We start from the raw sequence: 14998 nt of genomic DNA, 5'->3' as shown, positions 1-14998 counted from the left end.
CGACAGGCACCCGATTCGCCGGTGCCAGGGATTTAATTGACCAGGATGAGAAGCCACTGATGCCACTCCCGCAATCGCGTTACGACTTACCGCGAATTATTTTCGGCGTGCTGTTTATCGCCATCATGATCGTCGCCTGTTTTTGGGTGATCCAACCGTTCATTCTCGGCTTCGCCTGGGCGGGAATGGTGGTGATCGCCACCTGGCCGCTGCTGCTCAAACTGCAAAAGCTGCTGTGGGGCCGCCGCTCGCTGGCGGTGCTGGTGATGACCCTGCTGCTGATCCTGCTGTTCATTTTGCCTATCTCTCTGCTGATCAGCAGCGTGGTGGATAACAGTGCGCCGCTGATCGCCTGGGCCAGCTCGCCGGGCAAACTGCATATTCCCGATCTCGCCTGGCTGCAGTCCGTGCCGATGATCGGCGACAGGCTCTATACCAGCTACCATACGCTGGTTAACGCCGGCGGCGCCGCGCTGCTGGCGAAGGTGCAGCCGTACTTCGGCCAAACCGCCACCTGGTTCGTGGCGCAGGCCGCGCATATCGGCCGTCTGCTGCTGCACTGCGCGCTGATGCTGCTGTTCAGCGCCCTGTTGTATGCGCGCGGCGAGCAGGTGGCGTTGGGCATCCGCCACTTTGCGGTGCGCCTCGGCTCTGCGCGCGGCGATGCGGCGGTGCTGCTGGGCGGCCAGGCGATCCGCGCCGTCGCGCTGGGTGTGGTGGTGACTGCGCTGGTGCAGTCGGTGCTGGGCGGCATCGGTCTGGCGGTGAGCGGCATTCCGGCCGCCACTCTGCTGACGATGCTGATCTTCATCTGCTGCGTGGCGCAATTGGGGCCGCTGCTGGTGCTGGTGCCGGCCATCATCTGGCTGTACTGGCACGGCGATACCACCTGGGGCACCGTGCTGCTGGTCTGGAGCTGCGTGGTGGCTACGCTGGATAACGTGCTGCGCCCGGTGCTGATCCGCATGGGCGCCGATCTGCCGCTGCTGCTGATCCTGTCCGGCGTTATCGGCGGCTTGCTGGCCTTCGGCATGATTGGCCTGTTCATCGGCCCGGTGGTGTTGGCGGTATCTTATCGCCTGCTGACCGCCTGGATGGATGAAGCGCCGGAGCCGACCACCGCGCCGGAGCAAGTCATCGAAGATTTGGAAAAACGCTAATTCCCCCTTTCCGCCCGCATCGTCGGGCGGAACTTTTCACTCCTGCCGTTATTCCTACCCCATTCGAGTAATATCTCCGCCCAATATAATGCCGCCATATATTGATTACGGCACCGCGAATGAAAGGTGCAATGTAAATCCCTGTTTGTTGCAAACGGCAAAAAGAGATAACTCCCGCAAATAAAATGTGATGCCGCTATCGATTAGGATGATTCTTAATGACTAGTCGCGTTCAAAAATCTAGTATTATGGCCATCTATTGCTTCAAATCACTGATTTTAAAGCAACCTTTCTGAACAATGTAATGCCATACATGTGAATTGCTGTGTGTAGTCTTTGCCCATCTCCTACGGTGGGCTTTTTTTTATTCTTTTTTCGTCGAATTGATTATTTTACGCGCCGTTATTTACATTCAGAAATAAAAAGGCCGCAGCGTTAACTGCGGCCCGGCGTTAATGCCTCAGCGAGGCCGAGACATTATTTCTTTTTCGACAAATTGATCCAGGTCTGCACCACGGTGTCCGGATTAAGCGACAGGCTGTCGATGCCCTGCTCCATCAGCCACTCGGCGAAGTCTTCGTGGTCGGACGGGCCCTGGCCGCAGATGCCGACGTATTTGCCGTGGCGCTTGGCCGCCTGAATCGCCATCGACAGCAGCGCTTTCACCGCGTCGTTGCGTTCGTCGAACAGCTCCGACACCACGCCGGAGTCGCGATCCAGCCCCAGCGCCAACTGGGTCATGTCGTTGGAGCCGATGGAGAAGCCGTCGAAGTGTTCGAGGAACTGATCCGCCAACAGCGCATTGGACGGGATCTCGCACATCATGATCACTTTCAGCCCGTTTTCGCCGCGTTTCAGCCCCTGACGCGCCAGCTCGGCCACCACCGCTTCCGCCTGCGCCACGGTGCGCACGAACGGCACCATGATTTCGACGTTGGTCAGCCCCATTTCGTTACGCACGCGTTTCACCGCCTCGCACTCCAGCGCGAAGCAATCGCGGAAGCTGTCGGCCACGTAGCGGCCGGCGCCGCGGAAGCCCAGCATTGGGTTCTCTTCGTGCGGTTCATACTTGTCGCCACCCACCAGGTTGGCGTACTCGTTGGATTTGAAGTCGGACAGGCGCACGATCACGCGCTTCGGCCAGAAGGCGGCGCCCAGCGTCGCGATGCCCTCGGTCAGGCGGCCGACGTAGAACTCGACCGGATGATCGTAACCCTGCATCAGCGCGCGAATCTCGTTTTGCAGCGCCGGCGTCTGCTGATCGAACTCCAGCAGCGCACGCGGGTGCACGCCGATCATGCGGTTGATGATAAATTCCAGCCGCGCCAGGCCCACGCCTTCGTTCGGCAAACGCGCAAAGTCGAAGGCGCGATCCGGATTGCCGACGTTCATCATGATCTTCAGCGGCAGATCCGGCAGCTCGGTCACTTCGGAGCTCTGCACGCTGAAATCCAGCATATCGCTGTAAACGAAGCCGGTGTCGCCTTCCGCGCAGGACACGGTGACTTTCTGGCCGTCTTTCAGCACGTCGGTGGCGTGACCGCAGCCCACCACCGCCGGGATCCCCAGCTCACGGGCGATGATCGCCGCGTGACAGGTACGCCCGCCGCGGTTGGTGACGATCGCGGCGGCCTTCTTCATGATCGGTTCCCAGTCCGGGTCGGTCATGTCGGTGACCAGCACGTCGCCCGGCTGGATGCGATCCATTTCGCTGATGTCGTGGATCACTTTCACCGGACCGGCGCCTATGCGGTGGCCGATGGCGCGGCCTTCCACCAGCACCGGGCTGGAGCCGTTCAGCTGGTAGCGCTCCATGGTCTGTTCGTTGGAGCGCACGGTTTCCGGGCGCGCCTGCACGATCAGCAGCTTGCCGGTATGGCCGTCTTTCGCCCACTCGATATCCATCGGGCGGCCGTAATGTTTTTCGATCAGGATCGCCTGCTGCGCCAGCGCCTGCACTTCGTCATCCGTTAGCGAGAAACGGCTGCGCTGCGCTTCCGGCACGTCTTCGATGCGCACCTGCTTGCCGTGATCCTGCGACGGCGCGTACACCATGCGGATCTTTTTCGAACCCAGGTTGCGGCGCACGATCGCCGGCTTGCCGTTTTGCAGCGTCGGTTTGTGCACATAGAACTCATCCGGGTTCACTGCGCCCTGCACCACCATTTCACCCAGGCCGAAGGCGGAGGTGATAAACACCACCTGATCAAAACCGGACTCGGTATCGATGGTGAACATCACGCCCGAAGAGGCCAAATCCGAGCGCACCATGCGCTGTACGCCCGCCGACAGCGCCACGCCGCGGTGGTCATAGCCCTGATGCACGCGATAAGAGATGGCGCGGTCATTGAACAGCGATGCGAACACGTGCTTGATCGCCACCATTACGGCGTCGATGCCCTGCACGTTGAGGAAGGTTTCCTGCTGGCCGGCGAAGGACGCGTCCGGCATGTCTTCCGCCGTGGCGGAGGAGCGCACCGCGAAGGAAGCTTCCGGTTCGCCGTCGGCGAGCTGTTGGTAAGCCTGATGAATTTCGCGTTCGAACTCGGCGTGGAACGGCGTGTCGATCACCCATTGGCGGATCTGGGCGCCGGCCTTGGCCAGTTGTGCAACGTCGTCAACGTCGGTCTGATCCAGTAGCTGATAGATGCGCTGGTTAACACCGCTTTGTTCGAGGAAATCGTTAAACGCCTGTGCGGTGGTGGCAAAACCGTTCGGCACGGCCACGCCCAAATCGGAAAGATTGGTGATCATTTCACCGAGGGAGGCGTTTTTGCCGCCGACACGGTCAACGTCGTGCATGCCAAGCTGGTTGTACCAAAGCACATTACGCAAGTCTGGGCCATTGTTGGACATCGAGACAATCCTTATTGCTATCAGTAGGGTAAAGACGGATTTAATTCGCTTGCTTTACGGCGCCGCTAACACGGAGCCGAATCAGACTAGCACACTGATCCGGGGAAAATGGAAAGGTGAATCGATCAACCCACTGAAGAAAGTGGTTTTTAAGAGAATGTCCTAACCGGCTGATTTGCCTGGGAACCGTTCCCAATCGCACGAAAAGCTTAGTTCTCAACAAATTACGCTCTTTTTAAACTTCTGTTTTAATGACCACGCAAACGCTACCGTTTTTGGTGAAAATAGCGGCAAATTTACGTTTCGGCTCGAAAAGCGTCGCCGCGCCGCGATTTTTACCGCCGGCAAAACGCGCTTTTCTTCACGCGCCGCCGCAAGGCGCTTTACCGCCCCGCCGTCACAATTTTTCCCCTCGCCCCTTTACCGGCGGATCGTCTGCGGCTCATGATATTGACAGTGATGACAGCAGTAACACCGTTTTCAGGTAAGGAGCCTCGGGTGGAAAGAAGCGTTTTTTATATTTCGGATGGTACGGCGATCACCGCCGAAGTGCTGGGACACGCGGTGCTGTCGCAGTTCCCGGTCACGGCGACCACCTATACCCTGCCGTTTGTCGAAACCGAGGCGCGCGCTCGCGCAGTTCGCCAACAAATCGATGATATCTATAATGAAACCGGCGTGCGGCCGCTGGTGTTTTACTCCATCATCTCGCCGGAAGTGCGCGATGTGATCGTGCAGAGCCAGGGCTTCTGCCAGGATATCGTGCAGGCGCTGGTCGGCCCGCTGCAGGGCGAGCTGGAAGTGGAGCCGACGCCGGTGCCGAACCGCACCCACGGTCTGACCGCCAGCAACCTCGGCAAGTACGACGCGCGCATTGCCGCCATCGACTATACGCTGGCGCACGACGACGGCATTTCGCTGCGCAACCTCGATCAGGCGCAGGTGATCCTGCTCGGCGTGTCGCGCTGCGGCAAAACCCCCACCAGCCTTTATCTGGCGATGCAGTTCGGCATCCGCGCCGCCAACTACCCGTTTATCGCCGACGATATGGACAATTTGCACCTGCCGGCCTCGCTGAAACCGTTTCAGCATAAATTATTCGGCCTGACCATCGATCCGGAACGCCTGGCGGCGATCCGTGAGGAACGGCGTGAAAACAGCCGTTACGCTTCATTGCGCCAGTGCCGTATGGAGATCGCCGAAGTCGAGGCGCTGTTCCGCAAAAATCAGATCCGCTACCTCAATACCACCAACTATTCGGTCGAAGAGATCTCCACCAAAATCCTCGACATCCTCGGCATGAGCCGCCGCATGTTCTGACCTTTTCCTCGCGGGGCCGCCGCGCCCCGCCACCTGCCGTTTATTTCAGCAGCCGCTGATTTTTTTGTGCTTTTTTTCGCGGCTTTGATCAACAGAACACAATCTCTACGGTTGAATTCAGCGCTTTTTGCGTTATTGTGATCGCCATCACTTCCCGGCACTCCTGCCGCAGAGAAGAACAGTTTCCAGGGAACAACATGCACAAAACAGATGAACTGCGGACCGCGCGCATCGACAGCCTCGTCACGCCGCAAGCGTTGGCGGACAAGCTGCCGATCTCGGCGGCCGTCGCCGACAACGTGACCGCGTCACGAAAACGCATTGAAAAAATCCTCACCGGTGAAGACCGCCGCCTGCTGGTGGTGATCGGCCCCTGCTCCATCCACGATCTCGACGCCGCCGTCGATTACGCCGGCCGGTTGAACGCCCTGCGCGAACGCTACCAGGATCGCCTGGAGATCGTGATGCGCACCTATTTCGAAAAACCGCGCACCGTCGTCGGCTGGAAAGGCCTGATATCCGATCCGGCGCTGGACGGCACCTTCCAGGTCAACCGCGGCATCGAAATGGCGCGCCGCCTGCTGCTGGAAGTGAACCAGCTCGGCCTGCCAACCGCCACCGAATTCCTGGACATGGTGGTCGGCCAATACATCGCCGATCTGATCAGCTGGGGCGCCATCGGCGCGCGCACCACCGAAAGCCAGATCCACCGTGAAATGGCCTCGGCGCTCTCCTGCCCGGTCGGCTTCAAAAACGGCACCGACGGCAACACCCGCATCGCCATCGACGCCATTCGCGCGGCGCGCGCCGGGCACATGTTCCTGTCGCCGGACAAACATGGCCAAATGACCATCTATCAGACCAGCGGCAACCCGTACGGCCACATCATCATGCGCGGCGGCAAAACGCCGAACTATCACGCCAGCGACATCGCCGCCGCCTGCGACAGCCTGCGCGAGTTCGATCTGCCGGAACACCTGGTGATCGACTTCAGCCACGGCAACTGCCAGAAAATGCACCGCCGCCAGCTGGAAGTGGCCGACAACGTCTGCCAACAGATCCGCGCCGGCTCCGCCGCCATCACCGGCGTGATGGCGGAAAGCTTCCTGGTGGAAGGCACGCAGAAGATCGTCGCCGGCCAGCCGCTGACCTATGGCCAGTCAATCACCGATCCTTGCCTGAGCTGGTCCGACAGCGAACAGTTGCTGGCGATGCTGGCGGATGCGGTCGATAGCCGTTTCTGACGCACTAGAGGCCGGGGCCTCACCCCGGCTTTATCCCTTCTGTCCCGCTCATCTATACTGATTGCAACGCTTTAGCACCCGCCGAAACGCACCTGGAGCCACGGCATGATTCACTCTCTGTTATCCATCCCCTGCGTCACGCTGCAGGGCGAGCAAAAAACGCTGGGCGATTACCCGGCGCGCGCTTATCTGGTGGTCAACACCGCCAGCAAGTGCGGCTTCACCCCGCAATACCGCGGGCTGGAAAATTTGTGGCAATACTATCGCGAACGCGGCCTGGTGGTGCTCGGCTTCCCCTGCAACCAGTTTGGTTCTCAGGAGCCGGGCAGCCCGCTGGAGATCGCCAACTTTTGCAGCCTCAACTACGGCGTCAGTTTCCCTCTGTTCAGCAAGATAGACGTTAACGGCCCCGGCGCGCACCCGCTGTTCAATGAGTTGAAACGCCTGGCGCCCGGCATTCTGGGCAGCCGCCGCATCAAATGGAATTTCACCAAGTTCCTGCTCACCGCCGACGGCCAGCGCGTCACGCGCTTTGCGCCGATCACCAAGCCCGAGCGTCTGTTTGACCGCATCGAAACCCTGCTGAAATAACGCCCCTTTTACACGGGCCGGGTACGCCCGGCCCGCCGCCGGATGTCCATTCGACAAAAAGGTTCCATCGGTAAGAAAATTTTCCTTGATGTAACCTTTCCTTCACATGATAATGATTCTCAGTTTGATATTAATTACCATTTAATGGTCTGTTTTATAAGCACAATGATAATGGATACTGCCAACACGCCTACCCCCGCCGCCGCGGCCCCGACCGAGCACAGCGCAAACGCGCCGCCCAGCTACGACAGCGCACAGCTGCTCGGCGCCGACGGCATCGCGTTCATTACCCATCAGGGCCAGCGCTATCAACTGCGGCAGACCAAAGCCGGGAAATTGATCCTGACCAAATAACCACAGAACCCTCAAACGCCAGCCACCCCGATCTTTTGATCCAGGCAGCCAGCAAATCTATTGATATGTTTTATTACATACGGAGAGTTGCACCATGCCTCTGACATTTTCCACCCGGCTGCGTTTTTCCGCTTTGAGTCTGGCGATTGCCTGCGCTCTGCCTACGGTGGCCTTGGCACAAAACACCAGCACAACATCCTCTTCCAACGCGGCGCCGGCCAAAAAAGCCAAAGCCGCCGACGAGACCATGACCGTGGTCGCCACCGGCAACCAGCGTAGCAGCTTTGAAGCGCCGATGATGGTCACGGTCATCGAAGGCAACTCGCCGGAAAGCCAAACTGCAGGCACCGCCGCCGATATGCTGCGCCGCGTGCCGGGCATTACCGTCACGGGTTCCGGGCGCAGCAATGGGCAGGATCTCATGATGCGCGGTTACGACCGACGCGGCGTGCTGACGCTGGTCGACGGCATCCGTCAGGGGACCGATACCGGCCATATTAACGGCACATTTTTGGATCCTGCGTTAGTGAAACGCATTGAAGTCGTGCGCGGCCCCTCCGCGTTGCTGTACGGTAGCGGCGCGTTGGGTGGTGTAGTGTCTTATGAGACCGTCGATGCCGCCGATCTGCTGCTGCCGGGCCACGATAGCGGGTTCCGCGTCTACGGCACCGCCGGCACCGGCGATCACAGCCTGGGCATGGGCGCCAGCGCCTATGGCAAGACCGATAACCTCGACGGCCTGCTGTCTTTCGGCACTCGCGACGTCGGCGATCTGCGTCAGGGCAACGGCTTCGATGCGCCTAACGACGAAACCATCAGCAACGTGCTGGCCAAAGGCACCTGGAAGCTCGACGACAATCAGTCGCTGAGCGGCAATCTTCGTTACTACAATAACAGCGCGCAGGAGCCGAAAAACCCGCAAACGCCAGCCAGCTCCAGTGGAAACTTAATGACCGATCGTTCGACGATTCAACGCGACGCGGCACTGAGTTACAAACTGAAACCCGCCGGCCAGGATTGGCTGGATGCGGAAGCGAAAGTGTATTATTCAGACGTAAAAATTAACGCTCACGCCAATGGCAGCGAAGATGAAGCACGCAAACAAACCACGAAAGGCGCCAAACTCGAAAACCGAACGCGCCTGTTTGCGGATACTTTCGCCTCGCACCTGCTGACCTACGGCACCGAGGCCTACAAACAGGAACAAACACCGGGCGGCGCTACCGAAAGTTTCCCACACGCAAAAATCAATTTCGCTTCAGGCTGGCTACAGGATGAAATCACGCTGCGCGATCTGCCTGTCACTCTGCTCGCCGGCACCCGCTATGACAATTACAAGGGCTCAAGCGACGGCTATGCCGATGTGGATGCGGACAAATGGTCCTCTCGCGGTGCTGTTAGTATTACGCCTACCGACTGGCTGATGCTGTTCGGCTCCTATTCTCAGGCGTTCCGCGCGCCGACGATGGGTGAGATGTACAACGACTCCAAGCACTTCTCAATTCCAATGGGACCAACCACCATCACCAACTATTGGGTGCCTAACCCGAATTTGAAACCGGAAACCAACGAAACCCAAGAGTACGGGTTTGGTCTGCGTTTCGATGATTTGATGCTGGCCGATGACAGTCTGCAGTTCAAAGCCAGCTATTTCGATACCAAAGCCAAGGACTACATCACCACCGATGTCACGATGGAACTGGGACGCGGTCCGCGAGGTCCTTATTGCATCAGTTGCACCACATTCTCGACCAATATCGATCGCGCCAAAATATGGGGTTGGGACGCTACGCTCAGCTATAAAACACCATGGTTCGGCTGGGATTTGGCTTATAACCGCACCCGTGGCAAAAATGAAGCAACCGGTGACTGGTTAAGCAGCATCAATCCAGACACCGTCACCAGTTCGCTGGACGTGCCGCTGGGCGAAACCGGCCTGTCCGCCGGCTGGGTCGCCACCTTAGCCGAACGCGCGACGCGCGTGGAGACCGGCACGGCCGAACAAGCCGGCTACGGCGTCAACGACTTCTATCTGAGCTATAAGGGCCGCGATCGTCTGCAGGGCATGACCACCACCGTGGTGCTGGGCAACGCCTTCGACAAGGAATATTACTCGCCGCAGGGCGTCCCGCAGGATGGCCGCAACGCCAAACTGCTGGTCAGCTACCAGTGGTAATCATTTGACTATCTGGCGGACAACCCGGTTGTCCGCCGTTCGCATTACAGCGCAGGAGAATCCCGCATGAGCAACACCCTATACGAACGCTACCAACAGGCTAAAATCGATCACCCCGGCAAATACGCCCGCGATCTGGCGGCGATCCTCGGCGTCAGCGAAGCGGAGCTGACGCACGCCCGCGTCGGTCACGACACCCGCCGCCTGCAGGCCGACGCGCGCACCCTGCTGACCGAGCTTGAGCAGGTCGGCGTCACCAAGTCCATCACCCGCAACAGCTATGCGGTGCATGAGCAGATGGGCCGCTACCGCAACCAGCACCTCAACGGCCACGCCGGGCTGATCCTCAACCCACGCGAGCTGGATCTGCGCCTGTTCCTCAACCACTGGACCAGCGTCTTCGCCATGAGCGAAACCAACAAGCGCGGCGTGCGCCACAGCATTCAGTTCTTCGACCAACAGGGCGATGCGCTGCACAAGGTCTACACCACCGAGGAAACCGATCTGCCGGCCTGGATGGCGCTGGTGGAGCGCCACCTGAGCGAAGAAAACCCGGCGCTGGCGCTGCAGCCCGCCGAGGCGGCAACCACCGATGAAACGACGCAGGATCATGCCAAAATCGACGGTGAGTGGCGCGCGATGACCGACGTTCACCAGTTCTTCCAGCTGCTGAGCCGCAACAAGCTGACGCGCCAACAGGCCTTCCGCGCCGTCGGCGACGATCTGGCCTACCAGGTGGACAACAGCGCGCTGTCGCAGCTGCTCGAAGCGGCGCAGCAACAGCAAAACGAGATCATGATCTTCGTCGGCAACCGCGGCTGCGTGCAGATCTTCACCGGCCAGATCGAACGTTTGATGCCGCAGGAAGGCTGGATCAACGTGTTCAACCGCCGCTTCACGCTGCACCTGATTGAAGACGCCATCGCCGAAAGCTGGATCACCCGCAAACCGACCAAGGACGGTATCGTCACCAGCCTGGAGCTGTTCGCCGCCGACGGCACACAGATCGCGCAGCTGTATGGCCAGCGCACCGAAGGCCAGCCGGAACAAACCCAGTGGCGCGAGCAGGTTGCCGCGCTCGCCGCCAAGGACATCGCCGCATGAAATCTTCCTTGATCCGCCGCCTGGCGTTGATGATGTCGCTGGCGCTGCCGCTCACCGCCGCAGCGGCGCAGCGCATCGTCTCGATCGGCGGCGACGTGACGGAAATCGCCTTCGCGCTCGGCGCCGGCGACGAGGTGATCGCCCGCGACAGCACCAGCCTGCATCCGGAAGCGGTGAAAAAGCTGCCGGACGTCGGCTACATGCGCCAGCTGAACGCCGAAGGCATTTTGGCGCTGAAGCCGACGCTGGTGCTGACGACCGAGCTGGCACAGCCGGCGCTGGTGCTCAAACAGCTGGCGGACAGCGGCGTCAAAGTGGTCAGCGTGCCGGGTGACACCACCCTGCAGGCGGTACCGCAGAAAATCGCTACGATCGCCGCCGCGCTGCAACGCGTTGAGCAAGGCAAACAGCTGAGCGAGCGCTATCAACAACAGCTGGCGGCGGTGGATACCTCCCCGCTGCCGGTCAAGGTGCTGTTCGTAATGAGCCACGGCGGCATCACGCCGATGGCCGCCGGGCAACACACCGCCGCCGACGCGGTGATCGCCGCCGCCGGGCTGAAAAACGCCATGCAGGGCTTTGACCGCTACCGGCCGCTGTCGCAGGAAGGCGTCATCGCCAGCGCGCCGGATCTGTTGCTGGTCACTACCGACGGCGTGCGCACCCTCGGCGGCGAACAGCAGCTATGGACGCTGCCGGGCCTGGCGTTGACGCCGGCAGGCAAGCAGCGCCGCGTGCTGATCGTCGATGACATGGCGCTGCTGGGCTTCGGTCTGGAAACGCCGGCGGCGCTGGCCAAGCTGCGCCACGCGGCGGAGCAAAAGTAATGCGCTGTCGCACCTCGCCTCAGCTGGCCATCATCGGTCTGCTGGTGCTGCTGACGCTGCTGGCGCTGGTCGCCGCCAACCTGGGCGCGCTGACGCTGTCGTTTCGCACCCTATGGCGCGAACCCTTCAGCGACGCAGCCTGGCACATCTGGTTGAACATTCGCCTGCCGCGCGTGCTGCTGGCGGTGGTGATCGGCTGCGCGCTGGCGGTATCCGGCGCCGTGATGCAAGGGCTGTTCCGCAACCCGCTGGCGGATCCGAGCCTGCTGGGCATCAGCAGCGGCGGCGCGCTGTTTGTCGCGCTCTTCATCGTGATGCCGCTGGCGTTGCCGGTGACGATCGCGCTGTACGGTCATATGCTGGCGGCGTTCCTCGGCAGCCTGCTGGTGTCATTGTTGATCTACGGCATCAGCCGCAGCGGGCACGGCAATCTGTCGCGGCTGCTGCTGGCGGGCATCGCCATCAACGCCCTGTGCATGGCGGCCATCGGCGTGCTCTCTTACGTCAGCAGCGATCAACAGCTGCGCCAGTTCTCGCTGTGGATGATGGGCAGCCTCAGCCAGTCGCAGTGGCCGACCCTGGCGGTTTCCGCCTCGCTGATCCTGCCTGCGGCGCTGCTGACGCTGCTGCAGGCGCGCCGACTGAACCTGTTGCAGTTGGGGGACGAAGAGGCCCACTACCTCGGGGTGAACGTCCAGCGCGCCAAGCTGCAGCTGCTGTTGTTGAGCGCCTTGCTGATCGGCGCGGCGGTAGCGATGAGCGGCGTGATCGGCTTCGTCGGCCTGGTGGTGCCGCATCTGGTGCGCATGCGCCTCGGCGGCGATCACCGCTGGCTGCTGCCCTGCTCCGCGCTGGGCGGCGCCTGCCTGTTGCTGGTCAGCGATACGCTGGCGCGCACGCTGGTGGCGCCGGCCGAAATGCCGGTGGGGCTGATGACCAGCCTGATCGGCGGTCCCTATTTCTTGTGGCTGGTGATGCGCCAGCGGGAGCGAGCCGGTGGATAACGCCGCCTGCCTGACAGCCCGGGAGCTGCGTTACAGCCTCGGTACGCGCCGGTTGATCAACGACGTTTCGCTCAGCCTTGCCGGCGGTGAAATGGTGGCGATTATCGGCCCTAACGGCGCCGGCAAATCGACGCTGCTGCGCTTGCTGACCGGCTATTTGACGCCGGACTGCGGCGAATGTCGGCTGCTTGACCGCCCGCTGGAACACTGGGCGCCGCAACAGTTGGCCAAAGTCCGGGCCGTGATGCGCCAGTACAGCGATTTGGCGTTTCCGTTCAGCGTGGAAGAAGTGGTCAGCATGGGGCGTTCGCCGCACGGCAAACGCGACGAGCATCAGGCGATCCAACAGGTGATGGCGCAAACCGACTGCCTGGCGCTGGCGCAGCGCGACTACCGCCAGCTGTCCGGCGGCGAACAACAGCGGGTGCAGCTGGCGCGGGTGTTGGCGCAGCTGTGGCAACCGCAGCCGTCCCCCGCCTGGCTGTTCCTCGACGAACCGACCTCGGCGCTGGATCTGTATCACCAGCAGCACACCCTGCGCCTGCTGCGCTCGCTGACGCGCCAACAGCCGCTGGGCGTCTGCTGCGTGCTGCACGATCTCAATCTGGCCGCGCTGTACGCCGATCGGATCCTGCTGTTGCATCAGGGGCGATTGGTGGCGAGCGGCACGCCGCAGGAAGTGTTGCAAACGGAGATCCTCACCCGCTGGTATCAGGCCGATCTCGGCGTGGTGCATCATCCCGAAGTGTCGCTGCCGCAGGTCTACCTGCGCCAATAAAAAATTTAAGGGCGCTATCAAGCGCCCTTTCTTCATCTCAGCTGGAGCAGGAAATCTCCAGGTGCTTGCCCCAGTCCGGCGGCAGCGCGGCGAGATCGTCATACTCCGGCACATCGTCGAACGGCCGCAGCAGGGCCTGATGCAATCGCTGCAAACGGCCCACATCGTCGTTCTCCGCGTCCTCAATCGCCTGCTGCGCCAGATAGTTGCGCAGGATCAGCCGCGGATTCACCGCCTTCATCGCCCGTTGCCGCTCCGCATCGCTCACCTGCTCCTGTTGCAAACGCTGACGATACTGCTGATACCAGGCGTCGAACGCCGCGCGATCGATAAACTCGTCGCGCAGCGGCGACTGCGCCTGCTGCTGTTCGGTCTCGCTCAACAGGCGGAACGTGCGGGTATAGTCCCGCCCTTCCTGCGCCATCAGGCCCAGCAGACCGGTGAGCACGTCGTTGTCCTGCGCCGTCGGCGTGAAGAAGCCGAGTTTGGCGCGCATCTGTTCGCCGTAGGCGCGCATCAGCGCCGGCTCATACGCCGCCAGCGCCTGCTGCAGCTGTTCGGTGGTCATCAGCCCCGATAGGGTCTGCGCCAGACGATGCAGGTTCCACAACGCCACCGCCGGCTGATTGTCGAAGGCGTAACGCCCCTGGTGATCGGAATGGTTGCAGATATAGCCGGGCTGGTAGTCGTCAAGGAAACCGTAAGGGCCGTAATCGATGGTGATACCGAGAATCGACATGTTGTCGGTGTTCATCACGCCGTGCGCGAAACCGACGGTTTGCCAATGGGCGATCAGGCGCGCCGTGCGTTCGACCACGTCGGTAAACCACAACAGGTAGCGCTCGGCCTGATCCTGCAGCTGCGGCCAGTGACGGGCGATGACGAAATCCGCCAGCTGCCGCACCTGCTCCGGCTGGTTACGGTAGTAAAAGTGTTCGAAGTGGCCGAAGCGCACGTGGCTTTCCGCCACCCGCATCAGCATGGCACCGCGTTCCGGCTGCTCGCGGAACACCGGCTGCCTGCTGGTGACGATGGTCAACGCTCGGGTGGTGGGGATCCCCAAATGGTGCAGCGCCTCAGAGGCCAGAAACTCGCGGATAACCGAACGCAGCACCGCGCGGCCGTCCCCCATGCGCGAATACGGCGTCAGCCCGGCGCCCTTCAGGTGCCAGTCGCGGTGGCTGCCGTCCGCCAGAACCTGTTCGCCAAGCAAAATGCCGCGGCCATCACCCAACTGCCCTGCCCACACGCCGAACTGGTGGCCACTGTACACCTGCGCCAGCGGCTGCATGCCCGGCAGCAGCGTTTCTCCCGCCCAAATCGGGGTTTTATCCTGAGTAAACCAGCTTTCATCCAGCCCCAGCTCGCGCGCCAGCGGCTCGCTGTGGTACAGCAGGCGCGCATCCTTGAGCGGCGTCGGGTTCAGAGCGGTGTAGAAGCCGGGTAACTGTTGGTAGTAAGCGTTATCGAACTGCGGCATAGGCCCTCCGTTTCAGCGTAGTGTAGAGCCTGAACGAGCGGATTAACACCGAAGGAATGCAGGGAGAACGCATCCGCCTGTCGTCAGGACGGATGCGGGGAGTT

The 14998-nt window shown here is 61.2% G+C and carries 12 protein-coding genes and 1 other RNA gene; 11 read left to right on the top strand and 2 right to left on the bottom strand.

The window, feature by feature from the left end; translation table 11 throughout:
* Nucleotides 1-59: 59 nt before the first annotated feature.
* Together ydiK and rprA are read left to right on the top strand one after the other, a co-directional pair.
* Entirely contained in the window at nt 60-1160 is a 1101-nt protein-coding gene (ydiK, locus tag SSARUM_RS10495) for an AI-2E family transporter YdiK (protein ID WP_033646299.1), read from the top strand.
* 258 nt (nt 1161-1418) lie between these two features.
* Nucleotides 1419-1528, top strand: an RNA gene (gene rprA, locus SSARUM_RS10490) — antisense sRNA RprA.
* A 109-nt stretch (nt 1529-1637) separates the two neighbouring features.
* On the opposite strand, the gene ppsA is transcribed toward rprA, so the two are convergent.
* Nucleotides 1638-4016, bottom strand: coding sequence for a phosphoenolpyruvate synthase (ppsA, locus tag SSARUM_RS10485; protein ID WP_041034881.1), 2379 nt, complete (start codon nt 4014-4016; stop codon nt 1638-1640).
* A gap of 459 nt (nt 4017-4475) precedes the next feature.
* Between ppsA and ppsR the strand changes: the two genes are divergently transcribed.
* The 9 genes from ppsR (at nt 4476) to SSARUM_RS10440 (ending at nt 13414) form a co-directional block, all read left to right on the top strand.
* Entirely contained in the window at nt 4476-5336 is an 861-nt protein-coding gene (ppsR, locus tag SSARUM_RS10480) for a posphoenolpyruvate synthetase regulatory kinase/phosphorylase PpsR (protein ID WP_049234269.1), read from the top strand.
* Nucleotides 5337-5533: 197 nt separating this feature from the next.
* Entirely contained in the window at nt 5534-6580 is a 1047-nt protein-coding gene (locus SSARUM_RS10475) for a 3-deoxy-7-phosphoheptulonate synthase (protein ID WP_004931381.1), read from the top strand.
* A gap of 105 nt (nt 6581-6685) precedes the next feature.
* Nucleotides 6686-7171, top strand: a complete 486-nt coding sequence (locus SSARUM_RS10470) for a glutathione peroxidase (protein ID WP_033646302.1) — start codon at nt 6686-6688, stop codon at nt 7169-7171.
* A gap of 171 nt (nt 7172-7342) precedes the next feature.
* Entirely contained in the window at nt 7343-7525 is a 183-nt protein-coding gene (gene hemP, locus SSARUM_RS10465; RefSeq protein WP_016927944.1) for a hemin uptake protein HemP, read from the top strand.
* A 94-nt stretch (nt 7526-7619) separates the two neighbouring features.
* Nucleotides 7620-9701 (top strand): TonB-dependent hemoglobin/transferrin/lactoferrin family receptor, encoded by a 2082-nt coding sequence (locus tag SSARUM_RS10460; RefSeq protein WP_060429963.1) that lies wholly within the window; start codon nt 7620-7622, stop codon nt 9699-9701.
* Nucleotides 9702-9767: 66 nt separating this feature from the next.
* Entirely contained in the window at nt 9768-10805 is a 1038-nt protein-coding gene (locus tag SSARUM_RS10455; RefSeq protein WP_033638353.1) for a hemin-degrading factor, read from the top strand.
* Nucleotides 10802-11632 carry a heme/hemin ABC transporter substrate-binding protein gene (locus SSARUM_RS10450; RefSeq protein WP_060429961.1) on the top strand — a complete coding sequence of 277 codons (831 nt, stop codon included), beginning with the start codon at nt 10802-10804 and terminating at the stop codon, nt 11630-11632. Before SSARUM_RS10455 ends, SSARUM_RS10450 begins: the two co-directional genes overlap by 4 nt.
* Nucleotides 11632-12636: a FecCD family ABC transporter permease gene (locus SSARUM_RS10445; protein WP_033638351.1), complete on the top strand. Its 1005-nt coding sequence runs from the start codon at nt 11632-11634 to the stop codon at nt 12634-12636. Before SSARUM_RS10450 ends, SSARUM_RS10445 begins: the two co-directional genes overlap by 1 nt.
* Nucleotides 12629-13414 carry a heme ABC transporter ATP-binding protein gene (locus tag SSARUM_RS10440; protein ID WP_033646306.1) on the top strand — a complete coding sequence of 262 codons (786 nt, stop codon included), beginning with the start codon at nt 12629-12631 and terminating at the stop codon, nt 13412-13414. Before SSARUM_RS10445 ends, SSARUM_RS10440 begins: the two co-directional genes overlap by 8 nt.
* A 37-nt stretch (nt 13415-13451) precedes the next feature.
* Here SSARUM_RS10440 and SSARUM_RS10435 read toward each other — a convergent pair whose 3' ends face one another.
* Nucleotides 13452-14894 (bottom strand): protein adenylyltransferase SelO, encoded by a 1443-nt coding sequence (locus tag SSARUM_RS10435; RefSeq protein WP_033646307.1) that lies wholly within the window; start codon nt 14892-14894, stop codon nt 13452-13454.
* Nucleotides 14895-14998 lie beyond the last annotated feature (104 nt).

The organism is Serratia sarumanii (assembly GCF_029962605.1).
Classification (GTDB): domain Bacteria; phylum Pseudomonadota; class Gammaproteobacteria; order Enterobacterales; family Enterobacteriaceae; genus Serratia; species Serratia sarumanii.
Note: the sequence above shows the minus strand (reverse complement) of the source record. Positions and strands in the feature narration are given on the sequence as shown.